General features: G+C 68.9%; 20 protein-coding genes. 5 read left to right on the top strand and 15 right to left on the bottom strand.

Annotation, left to right across the window (positions count from 1 at the left end):
• Nucleotides 1–67 precede the first annotated feature (67 nt).
• The 4 genes from pyrE to ACWDUM_RS27190 all read right to left on the bottom strand — a co-directional run bounded on the left by pyrE (nt 68) and on the right by ACWDUM_RS27190 (nt 3,101).
• Nucleotides 68–598 (bottom strand): orotate phosphoribosyltransferase, encoded by a 531-nt coding sequence (gene pyrE / locus ACWDUM_RS27175; RefSeq protein ID WP_450117157.1) that lies wholly within the window; start codon nt 596–598, stop codon nt 68–70.
• A gap of 82 nt (nt 599–680) precedes the next feature.
• On the bottom strand, nt 681–1,214 hold the full coding sequence (locus tag ACWDUM_RS27180) for a LemA family protein (protein ID WP_450136394.1): 534 nt from the start codon (nt 1,212–1,214) through the stop codon (nt 681–683).
• A 129-nt stretch (nt 1,215–1,343) separates the two neighbouring features.
• Entirely contained in the window at nt 1,344–2,036 is a 693-nt protein-coding gene (locus tag ACWDUM_RS27185; protein WP_450136395.1) for a hypothetical protein, read from the bottom strand.
• Between the two features lie 60 nt (nt 2,037–2,096).
• Complete coding sequence (locus tag ACWDUM_RS27190) at nt 2,097–3,101, bottom strand: DUF5666 domain-containing protein (protein ID WP_450136396.1); 1,005 nt, start codon at nt 3,099–3,101, stop codon at nt 2,097–2,099.
• A 209-nt stretch (nt 3,102–3,310) separates the two neighbouring features.
• Between ACWDUM_RS27190 and ACWDUM_RS27195 the strand changes: the two genes are divergently transcribed.
• Together ACWDUM_RS27195 and ACWDUM_RS27200 are read left to right on the top strand one after the other, a co-directional pair.
• The gene (locus ACWDUM_RS27195; RefSeq protein ID WP_450136397.1) at nt 3,311–4,048 is read left to right on the top strand and encodes a FadR/GntR family transcriptional regulator; all 738 of its coding nucleotides are present in this window, start codon (nt 3,311–3,313) and stop codon (nt 4,046–4,048) included.
• Nucleotides 4,049–4,228: 180 nt separating this feature from the next.
• Nucleotides 4,229–4,990, top strand: coding sequence for a crotonase/enoyl-CoA hydratase family protein (locus tag ACWDUM_RS27200; RefSeq protein ID WP_450136398.1), 762 nt, complete (start codon nt 4,229–4,231; stop codon nt 4,988–4,990).
• Nucleotides 4,991–5,056: 66 nt separating this feature from the next.
• On the opposite strand, the gene ACWDUM_RS27205 is transcribed toward ACWDUM_RS27200, so the two are convergent.
• From ACWDUM_RS27205 to ACWDUM_RS27220, 4 genes are read right to left on the bottom strand one after another with little or no spacing between them, the layout of a single operon-like run.
• Nucleotides 5,057–6,253: an acetyl-CoA C-acetyltransferase gene (locus ACWDUM_RS27205; RefSeq protein ID WP_450136399.1), complete on the bottom strand. Its 1,197-nt coding sequence runs from the start codon at nt 6,251–6,253 to the stop codon at nt 5,057–5,059.
• 13 nt (nt 6,254–6,266) lie between these two features.
• Complete coding sequence (locus tag ACWDUM_RS27210; protein WP_450117150.1) at nt 6,267–6,719, bottom strand: MaoC family dehydratase; 453 nt, start codon at nt 6,717–6,719, stop codon at nt 6,267–6,269.
• 3 nt (nt 6,720–6,722) lie between these two features.
• A complete protein-coding gene (locus tag ACWDUM_RS27215) occupies nt 6,723–7,487 on the bottom strand; it encodes a GntR family transcriptional regulator (RefSeq protein ID WP_450136400.1) in 765 nt (254 codons plus the stop codon).
• A gap of 28 nt (nt 7,488–7,515) precedes the next feature.
• Nucleotides 7,516–8,670, bottom strand: a complete 1,155-nt coding sequence (locus tag ACWDUM_RS27220) for an acyl-CoA dehydrogenase family protein (protein WP_450136401.1) — start codon at nt 8,668–8,670, stop codon at nt 7,516–7,518.
• 207 nt (nt 8,671–8,877) lie between these two features.
• Here ACWDUM_RS27220 and ACWDUM_RS27225 point away from each other — a divergent pair, with 207 nt between their 5' ends.
• The 3 genes from ACWDUM_RS27225 to ACWDUM_RS27235 are packed head-to-tail and all read left to right on the top strand — an operon-like array spanning nt 8,878 to nt 11,603.
• Nucleotides 8,878–9,759 carry an HpcH/HpaI aldolase/citrate lyase family protein gene (locus ACWDUM_RS27225; RefSeq protein ID WP_450136402.1) on the top strand — a complete coding sequence of 294 codons (882 nt, stop codon included), beginning with the start codon at nt 8,878–8,880 and terminating at the stop codon, nt 9,757–9,759.
• A 1-nt stretch (nt 9,760) separates the two neighbouring features.
• Nucleotides 9,761–10,783, top strand: a complete 1,023-nt coding sequence (locus tag ACWDUM_RS27230) for a MaoC family dehydratase (protein ID WP_450136403.1) — start codon at nt 9,761–9,763, stop codon at nt 10,781–10,783.
• Nucleotides 10,784–10,811: 28 nt separating this feature from the next.
• A complete protein-coding gene (locus ACWDUM_RS27235; protein WP_450136404.1) occupies nt 10,812–11,603 on the top strand; it encodes an SDR family NAD(P)-dependent oxidoreductase in 792 nt (263 codons plus the stop codon).
• 78 nt (nt 11,604–11,681) lie between these two features.
• Here the strand turns inward: ACWDUM_RS27235 and ACWDUM_RS27240 are convergent, their stop codons facing one another.
• The 7 genes from ACWDUM_RS27240 to ACWDUM_RS27270 all read right to left on the bottom strand — a co-directional run bounded on the left by ACWDUM_RS27240 (nt 11,682) and on the right by ACWDUM_RS27270 (nt 19,103).
• Nucleotides 11,682–12,443 (bottom strand): SDR family NAD(P)-dependent oxidoreductase, encoded by a 762-nt coding sequence (locus ACWDUM_RS27240; protein WP_450117144.1) that lies wholly within the window; start codon nt 12,441–12,443, stop codon nt 11,682–11,684.
• A gap of 27 nt (nt 12,444–12,470) precedes the next feature.
• Nucleotides 12,471–13,310: a mycofactocin-coupled SDR family oxidoreductase gene (locus tag ACWDUM_RS27245; RefSeq protein ID WP_450117143.1), complete on the bottom strand. Its 840-nt coding sequence runs from the start codon at nt 13,308–13,310 to the stop codon at nt 12,471–12,473.
• Between the two features lie 32 nt (nt 13,311–13,342).
• Nucleotides 13,343–14,227: a DUF6282 family protein gene (locus ACWDUM_RS27250; protein WP_450117142.1), complete on the bottom strand. Its 885-nt coding sequence runs from the start codon at nt 14,225–14,227 to the stop codon at nt 13,343–13,345.
• A 109-nt stretch (nt 14,228–14,336) separates the two neighbouring features.
• Nucleotides 14,337–15,623, bottom strand: a complete 1,287-nt coding sequence (gene dctP / locus ACWDUM_RS27255; RefSeq protein WP_450136405.1) for a TRAP transporter substrate-binding protein DctP — start codon at nt 15,621–15,623, stop codon at nt 14,337–14,339.
• Between the two features lie 188 nt (nt 15,624–15,811).
• A complete protein-coding gene (locus tag ACWDUM_RS27260) occupies nt 15,812–16,585 on the bottom strand; it encodes an SDR family NAD(P)-dependent oxidoreductase (RefSeq protein WP_450136406.1) in 774 nt (257 codons plus the stop codon).
• Nucleotides 16,586–16,688: 103 nt separating this feature from the next.
• Nucleotides 16,689–17,792 (bottom strand): acyl-CoA dehydrogenase family protein, encoded by a 1,104-nt coding sequence (locus ACWDUM_RS27265; RefSeq protein WP_450136407.1) that lies wholly within the window; start codon nt 17,790–17,792, stop codon nt 16,689–16,691.
• Between the two features lie 51 nt (nt 17,793–17,843).
• A complete protein-coding gene (locus tag ACWDUM_RS27270; RefSeq protein WP_450136408.1) occupies nt 17,844–19,103 on the bottom strand; it encodes an acyl-CoA dehydrogenase family protein in 1,260 nt (419 codons plus the stop codon).
• Between the last annotated feature and the right edge of the window lie 3 nt (nt 19,104–19,106).

Here is a 19,106-nt window from a genome sequence, read left to right on the forward strand (position 1 = left end):
CCTCCGGCGCTCGTGCGTGGTTTGCGGGTCCCGGGACCCGCAAACCGCGCACGAGCAGCGGAGCTGCCTAGAGCCCCAGGTCCGAAAGTCCGAGCAGGGAGCGGTACTCGACGCCCTCGGCGGCGATCACGTCGTCGGCGCCGGTGGCCCGGTCGACGACGGTCGCGACACCGACGACGATCGCGCCGGCCTCACGCAGCGCCTTGACGGCGGTCAGCGGCGAGTTGCCGGTGGTGGTGGTGTCCTCGACGACGAGCACCCGCTTGCCGGTGACATCGGGTCCCTCGATCTGCCGCTGCATGCCGTGCGCCTTGGCGGCCTTGCGCACCACGAACGCGTCGATCGGCCGGCCGGGGGCGTGCATCACGGCGAGCGCGACCGGGTCGGCGCCCATGGTCAGGCCGCCGACGGCGTCGAACTCCCAGTCCGCGACCATCTCGCGCAGCAGCTTGCCGATCAGCGGTCCGGCGCGGTGGTGCAGCGTCGCGCGGCGAAGGTCCACGTAGTAGTCGGCCTCCTTGCCGGATGACAGGGTGACCTTTCCGTGGACCACAGCCAGCTCCCGTACGAGCCCGGCGAGCTCAGCTTTCTCCGTCATCGACCGCTCCTTCTCACGTGCGTTGTCGGCATGCCAGCCTAGTCGGCTGCGCGGCACGGACGAGGGGCGGGACCGCCGGGTTCTAAACGCCGGCGCCCTCCCCCAGCGGCACCGGCTCGCCGGTGGGGACGTGGAGTTGCATGGCCTCGAACAGCGGAACCGCGCGAGCACCGACGAGCCGGGCGATCGGTCCGGTCGCGATCCCGCGCACCAGCGCGTTCGTCGCGGCGGCGTGATCGTTGTAGACGCGGGCGGCCCCGGCGAGGCGTTGCTCGGTGACCTGCAGGTCCAGGACGGGCCGCTGGACGGTCCAGTCGTTCTTGATCCGCGGGTCGCGGGCGGCCTCGGTCATCACCTGGTGCAGCGCGGCCGACAGTGCGTTCTCCGAACCGGCCTGCTCGCCGAGTGTGAGCCCCTGGGTGCGGACGCCCATCGCGAGCGACCGTGCGCCGGCCAGCGGTGCGACGGTGGCGGAGTCCATTCCTGCCGTGCGGGCGGCGGCGACGAGGAGGTCGGTCTGCTCGTACCGGCGGCTGAGTTCGGCGTCGAGCAGGTTCCTGCTCGCGGTCAGGTTCGCCTCGCAGCGACGCGTCCTACGGACAACCGTCAGCGCCAAGCAGCACAGCACAACGGCAACTACAGCCACTATCGCCACAACAGTCACGAGCGGGAAATCTACTCACTTTGGACATCTCACGCCACACCAGTAACACGCCCCGGTTCCGAGCCCGGCAGTCCGGGGAGATCAGTCGTCGGCGCGCAGGTCCAGCGGATGCGGCAACGGCCGCCCCGGGTCGTGGATGGTGTCCGACGGAAGGCTCGCCGGCTGTGACACCGGGGGCAGCACGTGCAGGATCCCGGACAGACGGGAGACGGCCTCGATGGCGGCGTCCCAGTCCCGGCCGCTGCTCGTGACCGGCAGCGATCCGAGGGTCCACTCCCCCTCGCTCCACAGCATCTGCACCTGCGGCGGCACCGTCTCCGCAAAGGTGACCATCCGCTGGTCACAGACCCGTCGCGCGATCTCGAGGTCGGTGGCGAACACCACCCGCGGCCCGATCGCGCCGAGCAGGTTCAGGTCGGCGTCCTTCGGCGGCGGCGTGGACTTCAACCGGAGGTCGATGTCGACGTCGGAGCCGACCGTCCGCCGCACCGCGACGATGGTCACCGCCTCCGGCAGGTCGAACAGCACGAAGTCCTCGCCGCGTCGGGTGCCCTGGACGACGTCGACCGCGCCGAGGTACTCCTGACGGGCCAGCGCGGCCCGGTGCCAGTTGGACGGCAGTTGGTCGTCGGACTCGTTGTAGATGTACCCCTGGGCCTTCGCCCAGATCTGCCGGACGCGTCCGTACTGCTCGCGGCGGCTGCGATCGACGTACAACAACACGATCGCGCCTGCGAGCGCGATCGCCGAGAGTCCGAACCAGATGAGCGTCATCGCTCGTCACCATATCCAGCCGAAGCGCCGTGCGCGTCACTCGGCTCGAAGTCGGTGTCGTCAGTTGCCACCGAAGTCCCCCAGGTCCGGGATCGAGGTGCTGATGATGACCCGGGCCGCCACCGTGCCGTCGGCACCGCGATCGCCCTGCACCAGAACGGTCTCACCGACCTTGAGGTCGGCCACGGAACTCGCACCGAGCGCGATCACCCTGGTTGACGCGTCCGTGGTGACGGTGACCTGCGAGCCGCCGATGCCGTCGAGAATCAGGGTGCCTCCGGCGTTCGACTTGACGCTGCCGACCGCCGCGCCCGCCGCGCCGATCGCCTCACCGACACCACCGGGGATCCGCGAGAGGTCCGGGGGCTCGATTTCCGGTTCCGTGGTGCGCGGCGGTGTCGTCGGGCGCGGGGTGACCGGCGGCTGGGTGCGCGTGGTCGTGGGCGCGGACGCAGTGTCGGCGGTGTCGCCGCCGGAGCTGAGCAGCATCGCACCGAGGCCGACGACCGCGGCCAGCAGCAGTGCGGCGACCGCGACCGCGGCGATCACGACACCCTTGCCCGGTCCCTTCTTCTCGCCGTCGGGTCCACCGGCCCCGTCCGGCGCAGGGAAGGACTGCGGCGGGATCGGTGGCTGACCCTGGTACCCGTCGTAGGTCGGGTACGCCTGCGTCGCGTTCGGCGGCTGCCCCTGATATGCGTCGTACGTCGGGTACGCCTGCGTCGCGTTCGGCGGCTGCCCCTGATACGCGTCGTACGTCGGGTACGCCTGCGTGGGGTTGGACGCAGGCTGCGCCGGATACCCCGGCGCGGGGTAGGCCTGGGTCGGGTGCGCCTGGGTCGGGTACGCCTGAGTCGGGTACGCCTGAGTCGGGTACGCCTGGGTGGGACTCTCACCCGCCGCGCCGCCGTACGCCTGATGGGGGTCCGCGGTGAACCCGATCTGTTCGGTCGGCTGGTCGGGGGTCGCCGGCACGGGGCGCTGCGCCCACTCCGACGTCGGGTCGGGATCTACGGGCAAAGCCTCGGTGCCGTCTGGTGTGCGCTGATCGTCCGGGTTGCTCATGATTCGGGCCTGCTCTTTCCGCCGGTTCTGGCCGACCCTCCAGGATAGGAACGCATTCTGAAAGCATCCTGAGATCCCCACCCCGGGCGGGCCGCGCTCCGTTCTCGCCGACGCCTGCCCGCCTCCCGGCGGGGCATCCCCGGCCCCGGGGGGCAGACGCTGTAAGTTCACCACTCGAGTCGAGCGTACGGGGCGCGGAGGTGGTGAGGGTGGCGGGTAGATCCGATCGACCGGAGAAGACCGCGATGATCGTGGCCCGGCGGATCGTGGCCGAGATCGCCCGGAAGAACCTGCGACCCGGCGATCGCCTGCCCCCCGAGCGGGTGATGCTCGAGGAGTACGAGGTCGGCCGCGGCACGCTGCGGGAGTCCCTCCGATACCTGGAGTTGTCGGGGGCGTTGTCGCTCAAGCCGGGCCCCGGCGGGGGGCCCACCGTCGAGAAGCCGGATGCGTCGAATCTGCTCGACAGCATCGCACTGCTGTTGCAGTTCGAGAAGGCGTCGCTCGACACCCTCCTCGAGGTGCGCATGAGTCTCGAGCCGATGAATGCCCGGCTGGCCGCCGAGCGCATCACCGACGAGCAGCTCACCGCGCTCGACGAGTCGGTGACCCGGATGGGCGAGAGCCTCAAGGACCTGTCCCTGTTCCACGAGACCAGCAAGGACTTCCACGACATCCTGGCGTGGGCGTCGGGCAATGCCCTGTTCGGCTACCTGATCGACGCCCTCGACGGCATCTTCGAGGGCCCGATGTTCGCCGGCTATCCGCTGCAGTACCGAAAGAGGGACCTGGCCGCGCACGAAAAGGTTGTCGCGGCGCTCCGTGCGCGCGATGCAGATCTGGCCGAGGAAGCGATGCTCGCGCACATGAACGAGATGGCGAGGAATCTTCGCAAGCTCGGACCCGAGGTGCTCGCTCGGCCGGTCACCTGGGAGACCGCCCAATAGCGTTGCGCGGGAACACGGCCCCTCCGTAGCAGCCGTCTCCGTATTCGCCGCACCCGGATCTCGGCGCCACCGGCGCCACGGAAACGGCCGATTGGTCACGCACCCGCCGCGACGGGCATCACCACCTCGCCATGCTTATTATTATCATCATTACTATTCTTCCGGCGAGAGGTGCCCACGATGACGGATGCAGTGCTGCTCGAACGACGTGACCGGACCCTGCTGATCACGATCAACAGACCCGACTCCCGCAACGCCATCAACGCCGAGGTGAGCCGCGGGCTCGCGGCGGCGGTCGACGAACTCGACGAGGATCCCGGGCTGTCCGTCGCGGTGCTGACGGGATCCGGCGGAAACTTCTGCGCCGGAATGGATCTCAAGGCGTTTCTCGCGGGCGAGACGATCCTGGTGGAGGGGCGTGGCCTGGGCTTCACCCATCGTCCCCCGGCCAAGCCCATCATCTCCGCGGTCGAGGGTTACGCACTCGCGGGCGGCACCGAACTGACCCTCGCGACGGATCTCGTGGTGGCGGCGACGAACGCCCGGTTCGGCCTGCCCGAGGTCAAGCGCGGCCTCGCCGCCGGCGCGGGCGGACTGCTCCGCCTGCCGACCCGGATGCCGTACGCGAAGGCGATGGAACTCGCACTCACGGGTGACACCTTCACCGCCGAGGACGGCTACGAGTACGGGCTGATCAATCGGCTGACCGAGCCGGGCGAGGCCCTCGGGGCCGCACTCGAACTCGCGGACCGGATCACCGCGAACGGGCCGCTCGGAGTCGCCGCGACCAAGCAGATCATCGTCGAGGCGGCCGCGTGGTCCCCCGACGAGGCATTCGACCGTCAGCGCGAGGTCCTGCTGCCGGTGTTCGCGTCGGAGGACGCGAAGGAAGGCGCCAGCGCTTTCGCGGAGAAGCGGGCCCCGGTCTGGCGGGGACGCTGACCACCCCACCGAGACGCTCGCGGGCCCGGACCGGTGACCGGTCCGGGCCCACGTGCGGGCGCGATCTCAGGCCGACGTGACGGACGCGGCCATGCCCTGACCACCACCGATGCACATGGTCAGCAGCGCCCGCCCGCCACCGCGGCGCTGCAGTTCGTGCAGCGCGGTGGTCAGCATGCGAACCCCGGTGGCGCCGATCGGGTGCCCGAGCGAGATGCCGGAACCGTTGACGTTCAGCCGTTCCCGGTCGTCCCACCCCCAGCCCTCGAGGACACCGAGGACCTGGCAGGCGAACGCCTCGTTGAGTTCGACGAGGTCGAAGTCCTCGAAGCGACGTCCGGTGCGCACGAACAGCTTCTCCACCGCCGCGACCGGGCCGAGGCCCATCAGCGCAGGATCGCAGCCCGCGGCCGTCCAGCCTTCCAGGAACCCGATCGGCTCGAGCCCCAGCTCGTCGAGGCGATCCTCGGAGACGACGAGAACCGATGCCGCGGCGTCGTTCTGCTGGCTCGCGTTGCCCGCGGTGACCACCCCGCCGGGCGTGACCGCCCGCAGCTTCCCGAGTGACTCCACGGTCGAGTCGGGACGGATCCCCTCATCGCGCGCGAACGTCGTCACGTTCCCCTTGCGGTCGGTGATCTCAACCGGAACCACCTCGGCATCGAATCGCCCTGCCTCCCATGCCTCGTGGGCACGGCGATGACTCTCGGCGGCGAGCGCGTCGGAATCCTCCCGGGTGATCCCGTACTTGGCGGCCACGTTCTCGGCGGTTTCGATCATTCCGCTGATCCGCCCGAAGCGCCATTCCGGCTGCGACCGTTCCCGGCCGCGGTCGAGTCGGTCGAACAACTGCAGACCGCCGGAGCGGGCACCCCAGCGCGCGCCGGTGGTGTAGTGCTCGATGTTGCTCATCGACTCGACGCCACCGGCCAGGACGACGTCCGCGGCGCCGGTCTGCACCATCATCGCCGCGGTCACGAGCGCCTGGAGTCCGGTGCCGCAACGACGGTCCGTCTGCAGGCCGGCGACCGAGATCGGCAGGCCCGCATCGAGTGCGGCCCAGCGGCCGATGCACGGGGCCTCGGAACTCGCGTACGACTGCCCCATCGCGACATCGTCGATGAGCTCCGGGTCGATCCCCGACCGCGCCACGGTCTCCTTGATCACCGTGGTGGCCAGGGTGACGGCCTGCACGTCCCTGAGTGCGCCGCCGAATCGTCCGACCGCAGTCCGGACGGGGGCAACCAAAGCTGCGCGTGTCATGTGAAGTTCCCTCTCAGTCGACGAGGACGCGGATGGTCTCGGCGACCAGCGCCGGACGCTCCGCGCCCTCGATCTCGATGGTGTACACGGTGATCAGGTTGGCGCCCTTGGGTGTGCGCTCGAGAGATTCGATGCGGGCACCGCACCGGATCCTCGAACCCACCGGCACGGGTGCCGGGAAGCGGACCTTGTTGGCGCCGTAGTTGATCTTCATGCGGACGCCGTCGACGTCGAAGATCCGGTTCCCGAGTGCCGGGAGGAGCGACAGCGTCAGATAGCCGTGCGCGATCGTTCCGCCGTACGGTCCCGCCGCCGCCCGCTCGGGATCGACGTGAATCCACTGGTGGTCGTCGGTCGCGTCGGCGAAGGCGTCCACGCGTTCCTGGGTGACCTCGATCCAGTCGCTGTAGCCGACGTGATCTCCCACGGCAGCCTCGACCTCGTCGATTCCCCGGAATACCTTCATGATTCACAACTCCTGTCGTCGATGCGGGGGTCTGTGCCGATCGGACCTCCGCAGGGTCACGCGATACGTGTAGTGCTCCGGCAGAAAGAAGCTCACGGACAACTCGGTCGCCTCGCCGAGTCCGTTCGTGTACAGCCGGTCCACCCGGAGCAGCGGATTACCTACCGCACAGTCCAATTCGCCGGCCACGACCTCGGTGGCCGGCGCGACCGTGATCGACTGGGCGGCTTCGGCGATCGGACTCGTCAGATGGGGTTCGAGCAGACCCATCACGGTGTTGCGACTCCTCGCGCCGACGGCCAGCTCCGGGGCCTCGAGGAGGTGGGCGGCCACCGCGTCGGGCAGGTACACGGTGGTGTACGCGAACGGGACCGTGTCGTGCAACCGGCGCAACACCACCGAATACAGCAGATCGGTGTCCAGCCGGAGCCGGCTGGCGGCGTCGATGTCGACCCCGCGCCGCGGCGGCACGAGGATCTCCATCGTGGTGTCCGACGCGAGTTCGAGCAGGTCCTCGATCGACCCGAGCTGCCGACGGTAGCGGCGACCCGACTCGTCGACGAAGGTCCCCCGACCCGGTACTCGATAGACGACACCGTCCGCGACGAGGTCGGCGAACGCACGCCGGACGGTCTGCCGGCTGACCCCGTGCTGCCGAACGAGTTCCGCCTCGGTCGGCAGCCGGACGCCGTCGGCGTAGGCGCCCGACGCCACCTCGTCGCGAATCCGGCGGACGAGCTGCGCGTAGGCCGGCCCCGTACCGTTCATGTCACAGCGCTGTTCATGTCACAGCCGGTCACAGACCGCCGCGGGCCACGAGCTGCCCGGCGATCACGTTGCGCTGGATCTCGTTGGTGCCCTCACCGACGATCATCAGCGGCGCGTCCCGGAAATACCGCTCCACGTCGTACTCGGTGGAGTAGCCGTAGCCGCCGTGGATGCGCACCGCGTTCAGGGCGATCTCCATCGCCACCTCCGACGCATACAACTTGGCCATGCCCGCCTCCATGTCGCAGCGGTCCCCGGCGTCGTACTTCTCGGCCGCATGCCGGGTGAGCTGGCGGGCGGCGGTCAGCTTCGTCGCCATGTCCGCCAGGTAGTTGCCGATCGACTGGTGCTTCCAGATCGGCTGCCCGAAGCTCTCCCGCTGCTGCGCGTAGGCGAGCGAATCCTCAAGCGCCGCGGCGGCAACACCCAGCGCGCGCGAGGCCACTTGGATGCGGCCCGTCTCGAGACCCTTCATCATCTGCCCGAAGCCCTTGCCCTCGGTGCCGCCGAGAATCGCCGACGCCGGGATCCGGTAGTTGTCGAACGACAGCTCGCAGCTCTCGACACCCTTGTAGCCGAGCTTGGGCAGATCCCGCGAGACCGTCAGGCCGGGACCGTGTTCGACCAGCACGATCGAGATCCCCCGGTGCCGCGGCTGCGCCGCCGGATCCGTCTTGCACAGCAGCGCGATGACACCCGAGCGTCGTGCGTTGGTGATCCACGTCTTCGCGCCGGTGATCACCAGGTCGTCCCCGTCACGCTTGGCGTTCGTGGTCAGCGCCTGCAGATCCGAGCCGCCACCCGGCTCGGTCAGCGCCATCGTCGCGCGGATCTCACCGGTCGCCATCTTCGGCAGGTACGTGCGCTTCTGCTCCTCGGTACCGAACAGACCGATCAGCTTCGCGACCACGGTGTGCCCACCCATCGCCCCGGACAACGACATCCAGCCGCGCGCCAACTCCTCGGTGACCTGCACGTAGCACGGCATCGACACCGGCGCACCGCCGTACTCCTCCGAGATCGCCAGACCGTAGATGCCGATCTGCTTCATCTGCTCGATCCACTGCTCGGGGTACTCGTTGGCGTGCTCGACCTCCTGCACCGTCGGCTTCACCTCACGGTCGACGAACTCTCGCACCGTCTTCACCAGGAAGGCTTCTTCGTCGTTCAGGTAGTAGCTCACGCGGGACGTCCTCACCGTGTAGCGGGCTCGCCGAGCCCGGAAAGAATTTGTACGGCCATGGTCGAGCAGCCGGAAGAAAATGTCAATCATGATAAGCATTGACATGGTCTTGTCGTGGCTGGAAGACTCCCGAAAGGGCCCGCCGGACCGCCCCGACCCGCGCCGGCGGGGAGTCTCCGCCACATCACCATGGCCGTACATTTGTGCATGTCACGCACACGATCGAGAAGGAACCGCCACGTGAGAGAAGTACGTCGACGAGCGGCCCTCGTCGCCCCCGGATCCGACGAGCGCAAGGCACGCAAGGCGCTCGGGGCGGCCGCGGACGAGGTGGTTCTCGACCTCGAGGACGCCGTCACCACCGCGCTGAAGGACTCCGCGCGCACGCTCGTGTCGGACCTGATCCGCGAACACGGCGGGCAGCGCACCGTCTCGATCCGCATCAACGGCCCCGACACCCGATGGTTCGCCGACGACCTGCGGGCGTGCGCCGCACTCGGCGACGCACTCACCTCGGTCGTGATCCCGAAGGTGGAGAGCCGCGCCGCATTGGTCGAGGCCGACGCGATCCTCACCAGCGCCGGCGCCGCGGACCTTCCGGTGCAGGCACTCATCGAGACACCGACGGGAATCGGCGCGATCGACGAGATCGTCACCGGCCCGCGCCTGACCGCCGTCATCATCGGATACGCCGACCTGGGCGCCGTCCTCGGCCGTTCCCGCACCGCGACACCGCAGCAGTGGCTGTTCGTCCAGGACCGGGTGCTGCACGCCGCGCGCGCCGCCGGCATCCAGGCCGTCGACGGCCCGTTCCTCGGCATCGCCGACGACGCGACCTTCCGTGAGTCCGCCCGGTGGGTCGCCGACCTCGGATTCGACGGCAAATGGGTCATCCACCCCGCCCAGATCGCCACCGCCCAGGAGACTTTCACCCCGACCGCAGACCAGGCCGACCAGGCCCGGCGCGTCCTGACCGCACTCGAGGAGGCGGAGGCCCGCGGCGCCGGCGCCGCACAGCTCGACGGCCAGATGCTCGACGAGGCCGTCGCCGTCGCCGCCCGCCGCACCCTCTCGCTGATCGGAGCCTGATTTGACCACCACCACCCGCGCGGTCGGCGGACCGTACTTCGACGAACTGGCGGTGGGGCAGGTGTTCGACACCGCCCCCGGTGTGACGCTCACCGACGGGATCGCGGCCACCCACCAGGCGATCCTCGGGGACCGCCTGCGCCTGCCGCTCGACGCACATCTGTCCGCCGTCGTCGCGGGCGGACCGGTGGCGCACGCGGGCCTCGTTGCGGACGTCGCGATCGGCCAGTCCACGCTGGCCACCCACCACGTCAAGGCCAACCTGTTCTACCGCGGCCTGCGCTTCCACCGGCTTCCCCACATCGGTGACACCCTCTACACCACAACCGAAGTCGTCGGCCTGAAGCAGAACTCCGTCAGGCCCGGGCGCCCGGCCACCGGTCTGGCCGCGCTGCGCATCGGCACCACCGATCAGCACGGAGAGGTTGTCCTCGACTTCTACCGCTGCGCCATGCTGCCGCTGCGGCCCGGCATCGATCCCGGGCTCCCCGGACCGGCCGACGACCTGTCCGAGATCGGACCGCAGGAGGAGCAGGTGTGGGCCGCCCCGCCCGGGCTGGACCTGGCGGCGTACCGCGAGCGGGTGCCCGGCACGCACTTCGACCCGACTCTCGTCGGCACGGTGTTCACCTCGAGCGGCGATGTCGTCACCGGCGCACCGGAACTCGCGCGGCTGACCCTCAACATCGCCGCGACCCACCACGACGAACGGGTCGGCGCCGCAGGTCGGCTCGTGTACGGCGGCCACACCATCGGGCTCGCCCTCGCCCAGGCCTGCCGGGCCCTGCCCAACCTCGTGACCGTCCTCGGCTGGCAGTCGTGCGACCACACCGGCCCCGTCCACGAGGGCGACACCCTCACCAGCGAACTGCACGTCGAATCCGCCGAGGCGCTGGCCACCGGCGGTGTGCTGCACCTGCGTTCCCTTGTTCACGCCCACCGCGGTGGCGAGCCACCCAATGCACGCGGCGACGAGGCTCCGGTGCCGGTGCTCGACTGGCGATTCACCGCCCTGTTCGCGTGATCCACAACCACTCCCGAAAGGCATCTTCATGAGCAGCACCGGACGTCTGGCCGGCAAGATCGCGCTCGTCACCGGCGCGGGTTCGGGCCTCGGCCGCGCCTCGGCCCTCCGATTCGGCGCCGAGGGCGCCGCCGTCGCCGTCGTCGACCTGGATCCGGCTGCGGCCGCCTCGGTTTCCGACGAGATCGCCGCCGCGGGCGGACGCGCACTGCCGGTCACCGCGAACGTGACCTCGGACGCCGATTCGCAGCGCATGGTGGCCGAGACCCTCGCCGAGTTCGGTCAGCTCGACGTGGTGTTCGCGAACGCCGGCGTCAACGGCGCGGGCAATGCGGCCGACACCACCGAGGACGAGTGGGACAAGGTGATCGCGGTCAACCTCAAGGGTGTGTGGCTCACCTCGAAATACGCGCTACCCCACATGATCGAGCGCCGCACGGGGTCGATCATCAACCAGGCCAGCATGGGTGGACTGATCGGCCTGCCCGGGATCTTCCCGTACACCGCGGCCAAGGGTGGCGTCGTGGCGATGACGAAGCAGATGGCCGTCACGTACGGACCCGACAATGTCCGCGTGAACGCCATCTGCCCCGGCACCATCCCGACGCCGCTGGTCTACCAGTCTCGGGTGGACCGCGGTGCGGCGGCGCCGGACGCGGATCAGATCGCGCTCGACGCCGACGCCGCGTCACGCTTCCCGCTGCGCCGGCTGGGCACCCCCGACGACCTGGCCTCGATCGCTCTTTTCCTGGCCAGCGACGAGGCCGACTGGGTGACCGGCGGCATCTACACGGTCGACGGTGGACGTAGCGCGTTCTGACGATCAGCACAAAGGCTCGGGGAGGGAACGGAATTCCGTTCCCTCCCCGAGCCTTTGTGTCTGATGTTCGAGTGTGCGCTACTGCGTCGTCAGCCCTCCGTCCGCCGTGACCGTCGAGCCGGTCATGTACGAGGACTCGTCGGAGATCAGGAAGGCGATCACCGCGGCCATCTCGTCGACCTCGGCGCGCCGGCCCAGCGGGGTGCGATCCAGCGCGGAGCTGGTGACGCCACCGCTCTCGCGGGCCTTGCGGGCCAGCGGGGTGTCCACGACACCGGGGCACAGGGCGTTGGCGCGCACGCCGCGGTCCGCGTACCCGATCGCGATGGACCGGGTCAGGCCGAGGACACCGGCCTTGGAGGCGTCGTAGCTGCAGGTGTTGGTGTTCGCGGAGATCAGCGAGGCCACCGACCCGATGGTCACCACCGACGACCGAGGCGCCTCGAGCATGTGCGGCAGCGCGGCCCGCACGGCGAGGAAGGAGCCGGTCAGGTTGATCCCGACGACGTCGTTCCAGTCCTCGAGGCTCATCTCGTGCACGAGCGAGGACCGGGCGATACCCGCGCAGGTGACGATGCCGTCGAGGCCACCGAGCTGAGCGGCCGCGTGTTCGACGGCAGGCCCGACGGACTCCGCGTCGGAGACGTCGGCGGCCACGGCCACGGCCGTGCCGCCGGCTGCGACCAGCTCGTCCGCCAGTGCCTGTGCCGCGTCACCATCTCGGTCGAGGATCGCGACCGCGGCGCCCTCGGCCGCGAGCCGCCGGGCCGCCGCGGCACCGATGCCGCCGGCGCCGCCGGTCAGCAGGACCTTGCGTCCGTCGTTGCGTGCTGAACTCATGCTGTGCTCCTTCAGGTTTCGCGGGTGTCAGCTGATCCGCAGACCGCAGTCGACGGGAATCGAGACGCCGGTGACGTAGCGGGACTCCTCGGATGCCAACCACAGCACCGCGTTGGTGATGTCCTCGGGCTCGACCCAGGCGAGGTCCATGACGTTGCGTCCGCGGGCACGCTCGCGCAGGTCCTCGATCGTCGGGTTCTCGAGGTCCGGGCAGAAGACGCGGAGAGTCGACTCGCTGAAGAGCATGTCGGTGCCGACGTTGCCGGGATGCACGGCGTTGACGCGGATTCCCTGCCCGCCGTACTCGGCGGCGAGGGTCTGCATGAGACCGATCACACCGTGCTTCGAGGCGTTGTAGTGCGCGACGTTGCGGGACCCGCTGTACGTGACCACCGAGCTGGTGAGGACCATCGATCCCCCGCCGGTCGCGAGCATCTGCGGAATCGTGGCCTTCGCCGTCTTCCACACCCCGGTGAGGTTGACGTCGATCATGTCCTGCCACTCGTCCTCGGTGAGCTCGACGGTGGGACGGCAGCCGCAGATGCCCGCGTTCGCGCTGACGATGTCGAGGCTGCCGAACTGCTCGACGGCGTCGGCCGCGGCCGCGTCGAGTCCGGCCTGGTCACGGACGTCGACCTTGCGGGTGATGATCCGGCGGCCGGTCTCGGCGACCAGGCGGGCCGTCTCCGCGAGATCCTCCTCGGACGCCATCCCGTAGCTGAGCGACTTGATGTCCTCACACGCGTCCGTCGCGTAGATGTCGGCGCCCTCGCGAGCGAGCCGCAGCGCATGCGAACGCCCCTGTCCGCGTGCGGCGCCCGTGATGAAGGCAACCTTGCCTGCGACCCGCCCCTGACCCTGATTCATGACAATTCCTTTCCCGCTGATATCAATTCGAACTACTTCATCCCGAGCAGAAGTGCCGGGTTGTCGCATGCCATCACCCGGAGATCGGCCTCGGTCATGCCCTCGTCCCAGAGGGCGTTGACGTACGTGCCCAATCCCGCTGCGGGGTGGGGAACCTTCGTGGTCCAGCCGTAGTCCGTTGCGAGGACCGACCTCTCCGGTCCGATACGCCGGATCGCCGCCACCACGGACTCGAACGTCGACGGCTCCCCCATGCAGGTGTGCGCGGCAAACTCGATGTAGGCCCCGAGTTCGGCGAGTTCAGCGACCTCCTGCAGGGTCAGACGCGGTCCGGTGGTCGCATGCAACGCATGCGTCACGATCACCCGTCCGCGCCGAGCGTATTCGCGGGCCACCGCGAAGTGTTCGGCCGTGGAGACGTGGCCGGTGGCCAGGACGGCGTCGTATTCACTGATGAGGTCGAGGATCTGGCGCACCTCGGGCAGCAACTCATCGTTTGCGTCGATGACGCGGATTCCCTCGTCGACACCGAAGAACGTGCGGACCTTCGCCGGGGCGTCGGACACCGCGGACAGTGTCGGCAGCCACACCACCTGCGCGCCGCCCCGGAGGGCGCACTCGACGGCGTGCGGGTTCAGCCCGCCAACGGGGTGGTCGAGGCAGATGCCGGCGATCGACGTCACTTCGGGCACAGCCTGGTTCGCGAAGTACGCGGCGATGGTGGACGGAAACTCGTGCGCCTTGAGCACGATGGCCCGCATGCCGTGCTCGGCGGCCTCCCGGGCGGCCTGGATCGGGTCGACACTGTGCGGCGTCTTGACCACGTGCTCGACGAGGTGCTCCGGGCCGAAGTGGGTGTGCATGTCGATCGCACCGTCGAGTGCTATCTCCACCAACCCCGAGTTGCGCTGTGTCATCGAACTGTTCTCCCGATCGGGACGGAACGCCGGGCGCTCCACCCATGTGAAACGCCCCGGGGCGAGGGGAGCCCTCGCCCCGGGGCGACTTGCCTGCCCGCCCGTACCGTCAGGCCGGGCGCTTGTCGAGGAGGATCTCCTCGTAGACCCGCTTGACGTACGGGTCGATGTCGATCTTGCCGGGCGTGTACCAGTCGGCGAAGCCGTTGTAGTCGGTCTCGTTCTTGTAGCCGAGCTCCGAGATGATGCTGCTCCACTTGTCCGAGGTCTCACGCACCGAGCTCACGAATCCCTCGCCGTCGGTCAGCGCCGGCTTGTCGGCGATCGCGTCGACGATCTTGTTGTTCGCGTTCTGCAGTGCCGTGCGCGCGTCCGCCGCGAACGGCACCACCGATCCACCGTACTGCTTGATCTTCTGCACGGATTCGACTGTCACGGGCCAGATCTTGCCCTCGATGCTCCCGGCGATGAACACGTCGAGGCGGTCCCACAGCAGCTGCTGGGCGACGAGCGGCAGGCCCGCCCAGACGTCCTCGTTGATGACCATGTTGCCGGTCGGGACGGCGAGTCCCGCCTCGGGATCGATGACGGTGTTCGGTGCGACCTCGACCAGGCCGCCGATCGCCGCGGCGGCGGGGCTGACCATCGAGCAGTCGATGACCCCACGCTGCAGCGCCTCGTATGCCTCGGTGTATGCCACCGACGTCGGGGTACCGCCGAGCGCGGTGACCTGCTCGTTGCCCGCGGTGCTGCCCACCGAGACGCTCTTGCCCGCGAGTTCGGGCAGGCTGGTCCGCGGCTGCGCGCAGAACAGGGCGTTCATGCCCGCGTTGTATGCCGGCATCAGCAGCTTGAGGCCCTTGTCCTCGAACTCGGACACGATCTCCGGGGTCGAGAATGCGACCTCTGCAGGCCACGCATTGGACTGCAGAACGCCGGTGACCACACTCTGGTCGGACAGCACGCTGGCATCGAGTAGGGCGGAGGACGCGGGGAACTCCTTGGGCTCGTACACGGTGAGCACCTGGCCGATGTCGAGTCGGCCGTCCTGGACCGCGTTGTCGATCTCGGTCGCCTTCGCGATCGCGTCGGAGTACGCGACGTCGAAGGTGATCTTCCCGCCCGACCAGTCCTCGACCGCCGCGATGTACGACTCGATGAACGCGCCGCTGACAGAGCCCTTGGTACTCGGGGACTGCGTGTGCAGGACGATCGGGTCGACGTCGGCGAAAGCGGCCTGGTAGTCGGCCTTGCTCGCCCCGTACTCGACACCCTCGCCGCCTCCGTTGGCGCCGCCGGAACCGGACTCGGCACAGCCCGCGAGCAGGAGCGCTCCGGCCGCAGCGAATGCACCGACACGGGCGAAAGCGCCTGTGCGGGCGAAGAACTTGGTCACTGGATCTCCCTAAACTGAACCTCGAGCCGAACCGTGGCGTGCGCACGCCATCGGCGTGACTTGGGCCTCAACTGGCGCACTCGGGTGATTCGGCTCACTTGATGATGCTAATCATGCGGCTAGATTGTGGGCTTGTCAAGATCCATGATCCTGAATTCGTGCCGCAGCGGTCGGCCTCGCCCACACCGCTACTCCGCGGTGACACCGCCGTCGACGAGAATCGCCTGACCGGTTACGTATGAGGCGTCCGGAGAGGCGAGAAAAGCAACAACGGAGGCGATTTCGTCGGCCTCCCCGTAACGGCCCATCGGAACGGACAGCGGCTTCGAGGGGTTGCGCACGGTGCCATCGGTCGGCACGATCGCGGCGGTGTTCGCCGTCAGGTTCGTCCGGACCGCTCCCGGGCACACGCTGTTGACCCGGATGCCCTTGGGCGCGTATTCGACCGCGAGGGTCTGGGTCAGCATCTTCACGCCGCCCTTCGATGCGCGGTACGGTGCGAGGCCGCCCTGGGTGGCCACGAACGACGACGTCGATCCGCATGTGACGACCGAACCGCTGCCGCGCCGCAGCATCGACGGCAGCACCGCCTGGATGGTGAAGAAGGTGCCACTCAGGTTGATGTCGAGCACACCGCGCCAGTCGGTCTCCGTCAACTCGTGACTGTCGAGCCTGGCTCCGCTGACTCCGGCGGCCGTGAACACCACCCCGATCTCGCCGAGGTCCGCCACGACTTCGTCCGCGATCCTCTTCAGTGCGTCCGCGTCCCGGACGTCCGCGGCGAACGAGCGCGCGGTCCCACCCGCCTCTTCGATCGCACGGGCGGTCGCCGCCGCCGCGTCGGCGTGGACGTCGACCACCGCCACCGCGGCACCTTCGGCCGCGAGACGAAGTGCGGAAGCGGCCCCGATGCCGGAACCCCCACCGGTCACCAGCGCGACCTCGCCGTCCATTCTTCGCATGGGAATCATCCGTTTCTCCGTTCGTTGATCAGGTCGCCGCACCGTCGACACACGGTGCGGCGCACCGTCATCGACGGCGGACGAGTGGCGCTAGGCCGGTCGGTCAGATTCCGACCAGGTCCGCGAGCAGTCCGGTGTGGTGAGCGTTGTTGCCGAGAATCGGTTCGATCGCCTTGGCCCGACGGAAGTACAGGTGCGGGTCCGCTTCCCAGGTGAATCCGATGCCGCCGTGCACCTGGATGTTCTGCGAAGCACAGAACGTCAGGCACTCCGATCCCTGGGCCTTGGCCATCACCGCGACCCGGGGGAACTCGTCATTGTTCTCGTCCGCGCACATCGACGCGTACATGACCGTGGCCTGCGCCGCGTCGATCGAGATGGCCATGTCGGCGCACTTGTGCTTGATCGCCTGGAACGATCCGATCGGCCGGTTGAACTGGACGCGCGCTTTGGCGTACTCGACAGCCATGTCGAGTACGGCCTCGGCCGCGCCGAGCGCCTCGTTCGCGAGCAAGGTCCGAACGATGTTGGTCACCCGCCCGATGGCGGCCCGGTCGGCCCCCAGGAAGCGGGACGGGGCGGCGGAGAGTTCGACTGTAGCCAGCGGACGCGTCGGGTCCAGGGATGCCTGGCCGTGCACGCTGACGCCGGCGGCGTGCGCGTCGACGACGTACAGGGCCACGTTGTCCTCGCTGGGCACGAGCGCCGGGACCACCAGCAGGTTTGCCACGTGCCCGAACGCGACGTACTCGAGGCGACCGGTGAGCTCGGGTGCGGCCGGGTCACCGGTTGCCCGCACGGTCGCCGAGCCCACCACGGTGTCCCGGGATCCACTCAGGGCCAGAGCGCCGATCGCACTGCCGTCGAGAAGGCTCGGCAGGAGCTCGCGCTTCTGCTCCTCGCTCCCGAGTCGCAGGACGGCCTCGATGACACCGGTCGTGGCGATCATCGGGACGGGAGTCAGGGCGCGCCCGAGTTCCTGTGCCACGATGGCGGTTTCCAGGAAGCTGAATCCACCGCCTCCGAACTCCTCGGAAACGTGCAGCCCAGGCACTCCCATGTTCGAGGCGAGCAGCTGCCAGGTGTCGGCATCGTGAGTGCCGCGCTCGGCGATCTCGCGGACGCGGGCGATCGGGGCACGTTCGGTCAGGAGCCGGCGCAGCGAGGCGCGGAACTCCTCCTGATCCTCGTCGAATGCGAAGTACACGATGTTCTTCCGTTCTTTCGTTCCGCCGCCACGGCGACGAAAAGCGTTGGGTCAGGCGCTCTTGCGGCGCCCGATCTCCTGGAATGGGCCGCCATCCAGGCGCGGCTCCTTCGGCAGTCCCAGCAGTTGCTCGCCGATGATGTTGCGCTGGATCTGCGAGCTGCCGCCGTAGATCGTGGCGGCGCGGGCGTACAGCGCGATCTCCGTCCAGCAGCGGGAAGAGTTGTCGGCGCCGGGATTCGGGGTCACCAGCATGCCGTCGTTGCCACCGCCGGTCGGAGTGAGCGCCTCCAGGCCGAGGATGTCCATGCCGACCTCGGTGAGGCGCTGGAAGAACTCGCTCCAGATCACCTTCGAGAACGAGCCGTCGACGCCGTACGACCCGCCGTTGAGCAGCTTGGTCAGTGCACGGTACCCGCGGAATCGCATCGTCTGCACGCGCGACCAGCACCAGGCCAGTTCGCCGCGGATGCGCGGATCCGCCGTCAGCCCACGCTCACGGGCCAGTTCGATCAACCGCTCCACCTCGCGGCCGAAGCGGACGGCGTCGGTGGTGGCCCGGACGCCGCGCTCGAAACCGAGCAGCGTGTTGGCGGTGTTCCAGCCGCCGTTCACGCCGCCGAGGACGTGGGACTTCGGAGTGCGCGCGTCGGTGAAGAACACTTCGCTGAACGCGACGTAGCCGGCCGCGTTGAGGATCGGCCGCACCTCGACACCGGGCTGGTCCATCGGGACCAGCAGGAAGGACAGTCCCTTGTGCTTCGCCACCGTCGGATCCGTTCGCGCGATCACGAAGATCCAGTTGGCCTTGTGCCCCTGCGACGTCCACGTCTTCTGGCCGTTGATGACCCACTCGTCGCCGTCGAGGACGGCACGGGTTCGCATGCCGGCGAGGTCGGAGCCGGCCTCGGGCTCCGAGTAGCCCTGGCACCACACGTGCTCACCGGAGAGCACCCGGGGCAGGAAGTACTCCTTCTGCTCGTCGGTGCCGAGGACCGCGACGGTGTTGCCGAGCAACTTGATGCCGAGGGTGTCGTTCTCGGTGCCGTCCGGCACCCCGAGCCGCATGAGCTCCTCGTTGAGCACCACCTGCTCGATGCTCGACAGTCCGCCGCCGCCGAACTCCTTCGGCCATGACACGGCGAGCAGGTCGTTGTCGGAGAGCACCTTTCGCCAGCTCGTCAGGAACGCATCCTGTTCGGCCTCGGGGAGGGCACCGATGCCGCGCCAGCCCTCGGGCAGCTTCGATTCGAGCAGCGCGCGAATCTCGGCGCGATACGCCTCCGCTTCTGCGGGATACGTGATGTCCATGGT

Source organism: Rhodococcus sp. NPDC003322 (assembly GCF_053589555.1).

Coding starts and splice junctions, on each gene's coding strand:
- ACWDUM_RS27200 (WP_450136398.1), top strand. CDS start 4,229: ATGACGGATGCAGTGCTGCTCGAACGACGTGACCGGACCCTGCTGATC.
- ACWDUM_RS27270 (WP_450136408.1), bottom strand. CDS start 19,103: ATGGACATCACGTATCCCGCAGAAGCGGAGGCGTATCGCGCCGAGATT.
- ACWDUM_RS27210 (WP_450117150.1), bottom strand. CDS start 6,719: ATGAAGGTATTCCGGGGAATCGACGAGGTCGAGGCTGCCGTGGGAGAT.
- ACWDUM_RS27205 (WP_450136399.1), bottom strand. CDS start 6,253: ATGACACGCGCAGCTTTGGTTGCCCCCGTCCGGACTGCGGTCGGACGA.
- ACWDUM_RS27240 (WP_450117144.1), bottom strand. CDS start 12,443: ATGAGTTCAGCACGCAACGACGGACGCAAGGTCCTGCTGACCGGCGGC.
- ACWDUM_RS27250 (WP_450117142.1), bottom strand. CDS start 14,227: ATGACACAGCGCAACTCGGGGTTGGTGGAGATAGCACTCGACGGTGCG.
- pyrE (WP_450117157.1), bottom strand. CDS start 598: ATGACGGAGAAAGCTGAGCTCGCCGGGCTCGTACGGGAGCTGGCTGTG.
- ACWDUM_RS27235 (WP_450136404.1), top strand. CDS start 10,812: ATGAGCAGCACCGGACGTCTGGCCGGCAAGATCGCGCTCGTCACCGGC.
- ACWDUM_RS27185 (WP_450136395.1), bottom strand. CDS start 2,036: ATGACGCTCATCTGGTTCGGACTCTCGGCGATCGCGCTCGCAGGCGCG.
- ACWDUM_RS27225 (WP_450136402.1), top strand. CDS start 8,878: ATGTCACGCACACGATCGAGAAGGAACCGCCACGTGAGAGAAGTACGT.
- ACWDUM_RS27245 (WP_450117143.1), bottom strand. CDS start 13,310: ATGAATCAGGGTCAGGGGCGGGTCGCAGGCAAGGTTGCCTTCATCACG.
- ACWDUM_RS27190 (WP_450136396.1), bottom strand. CDS start 3,101: ATGAGCAACCCGGACGATCAGCGCACACCAGACGGCACCGAGGCTTTG.
- ACWDUM_RS27260 (WP_450136406.1), bottom strand. CDS start 16,585: ATGCGAAGAATGGACGGCGAGGTCGCGCTGGTGACCGGTGGGGGTTCC.
- ACWDUM_RS27215 (WP_450136400.1), bottom strand. CDS start 7,487: ATGAACGGTACGGGGCCGGCCTACGCGCAGCTCGTCCGCCGGATTCGC.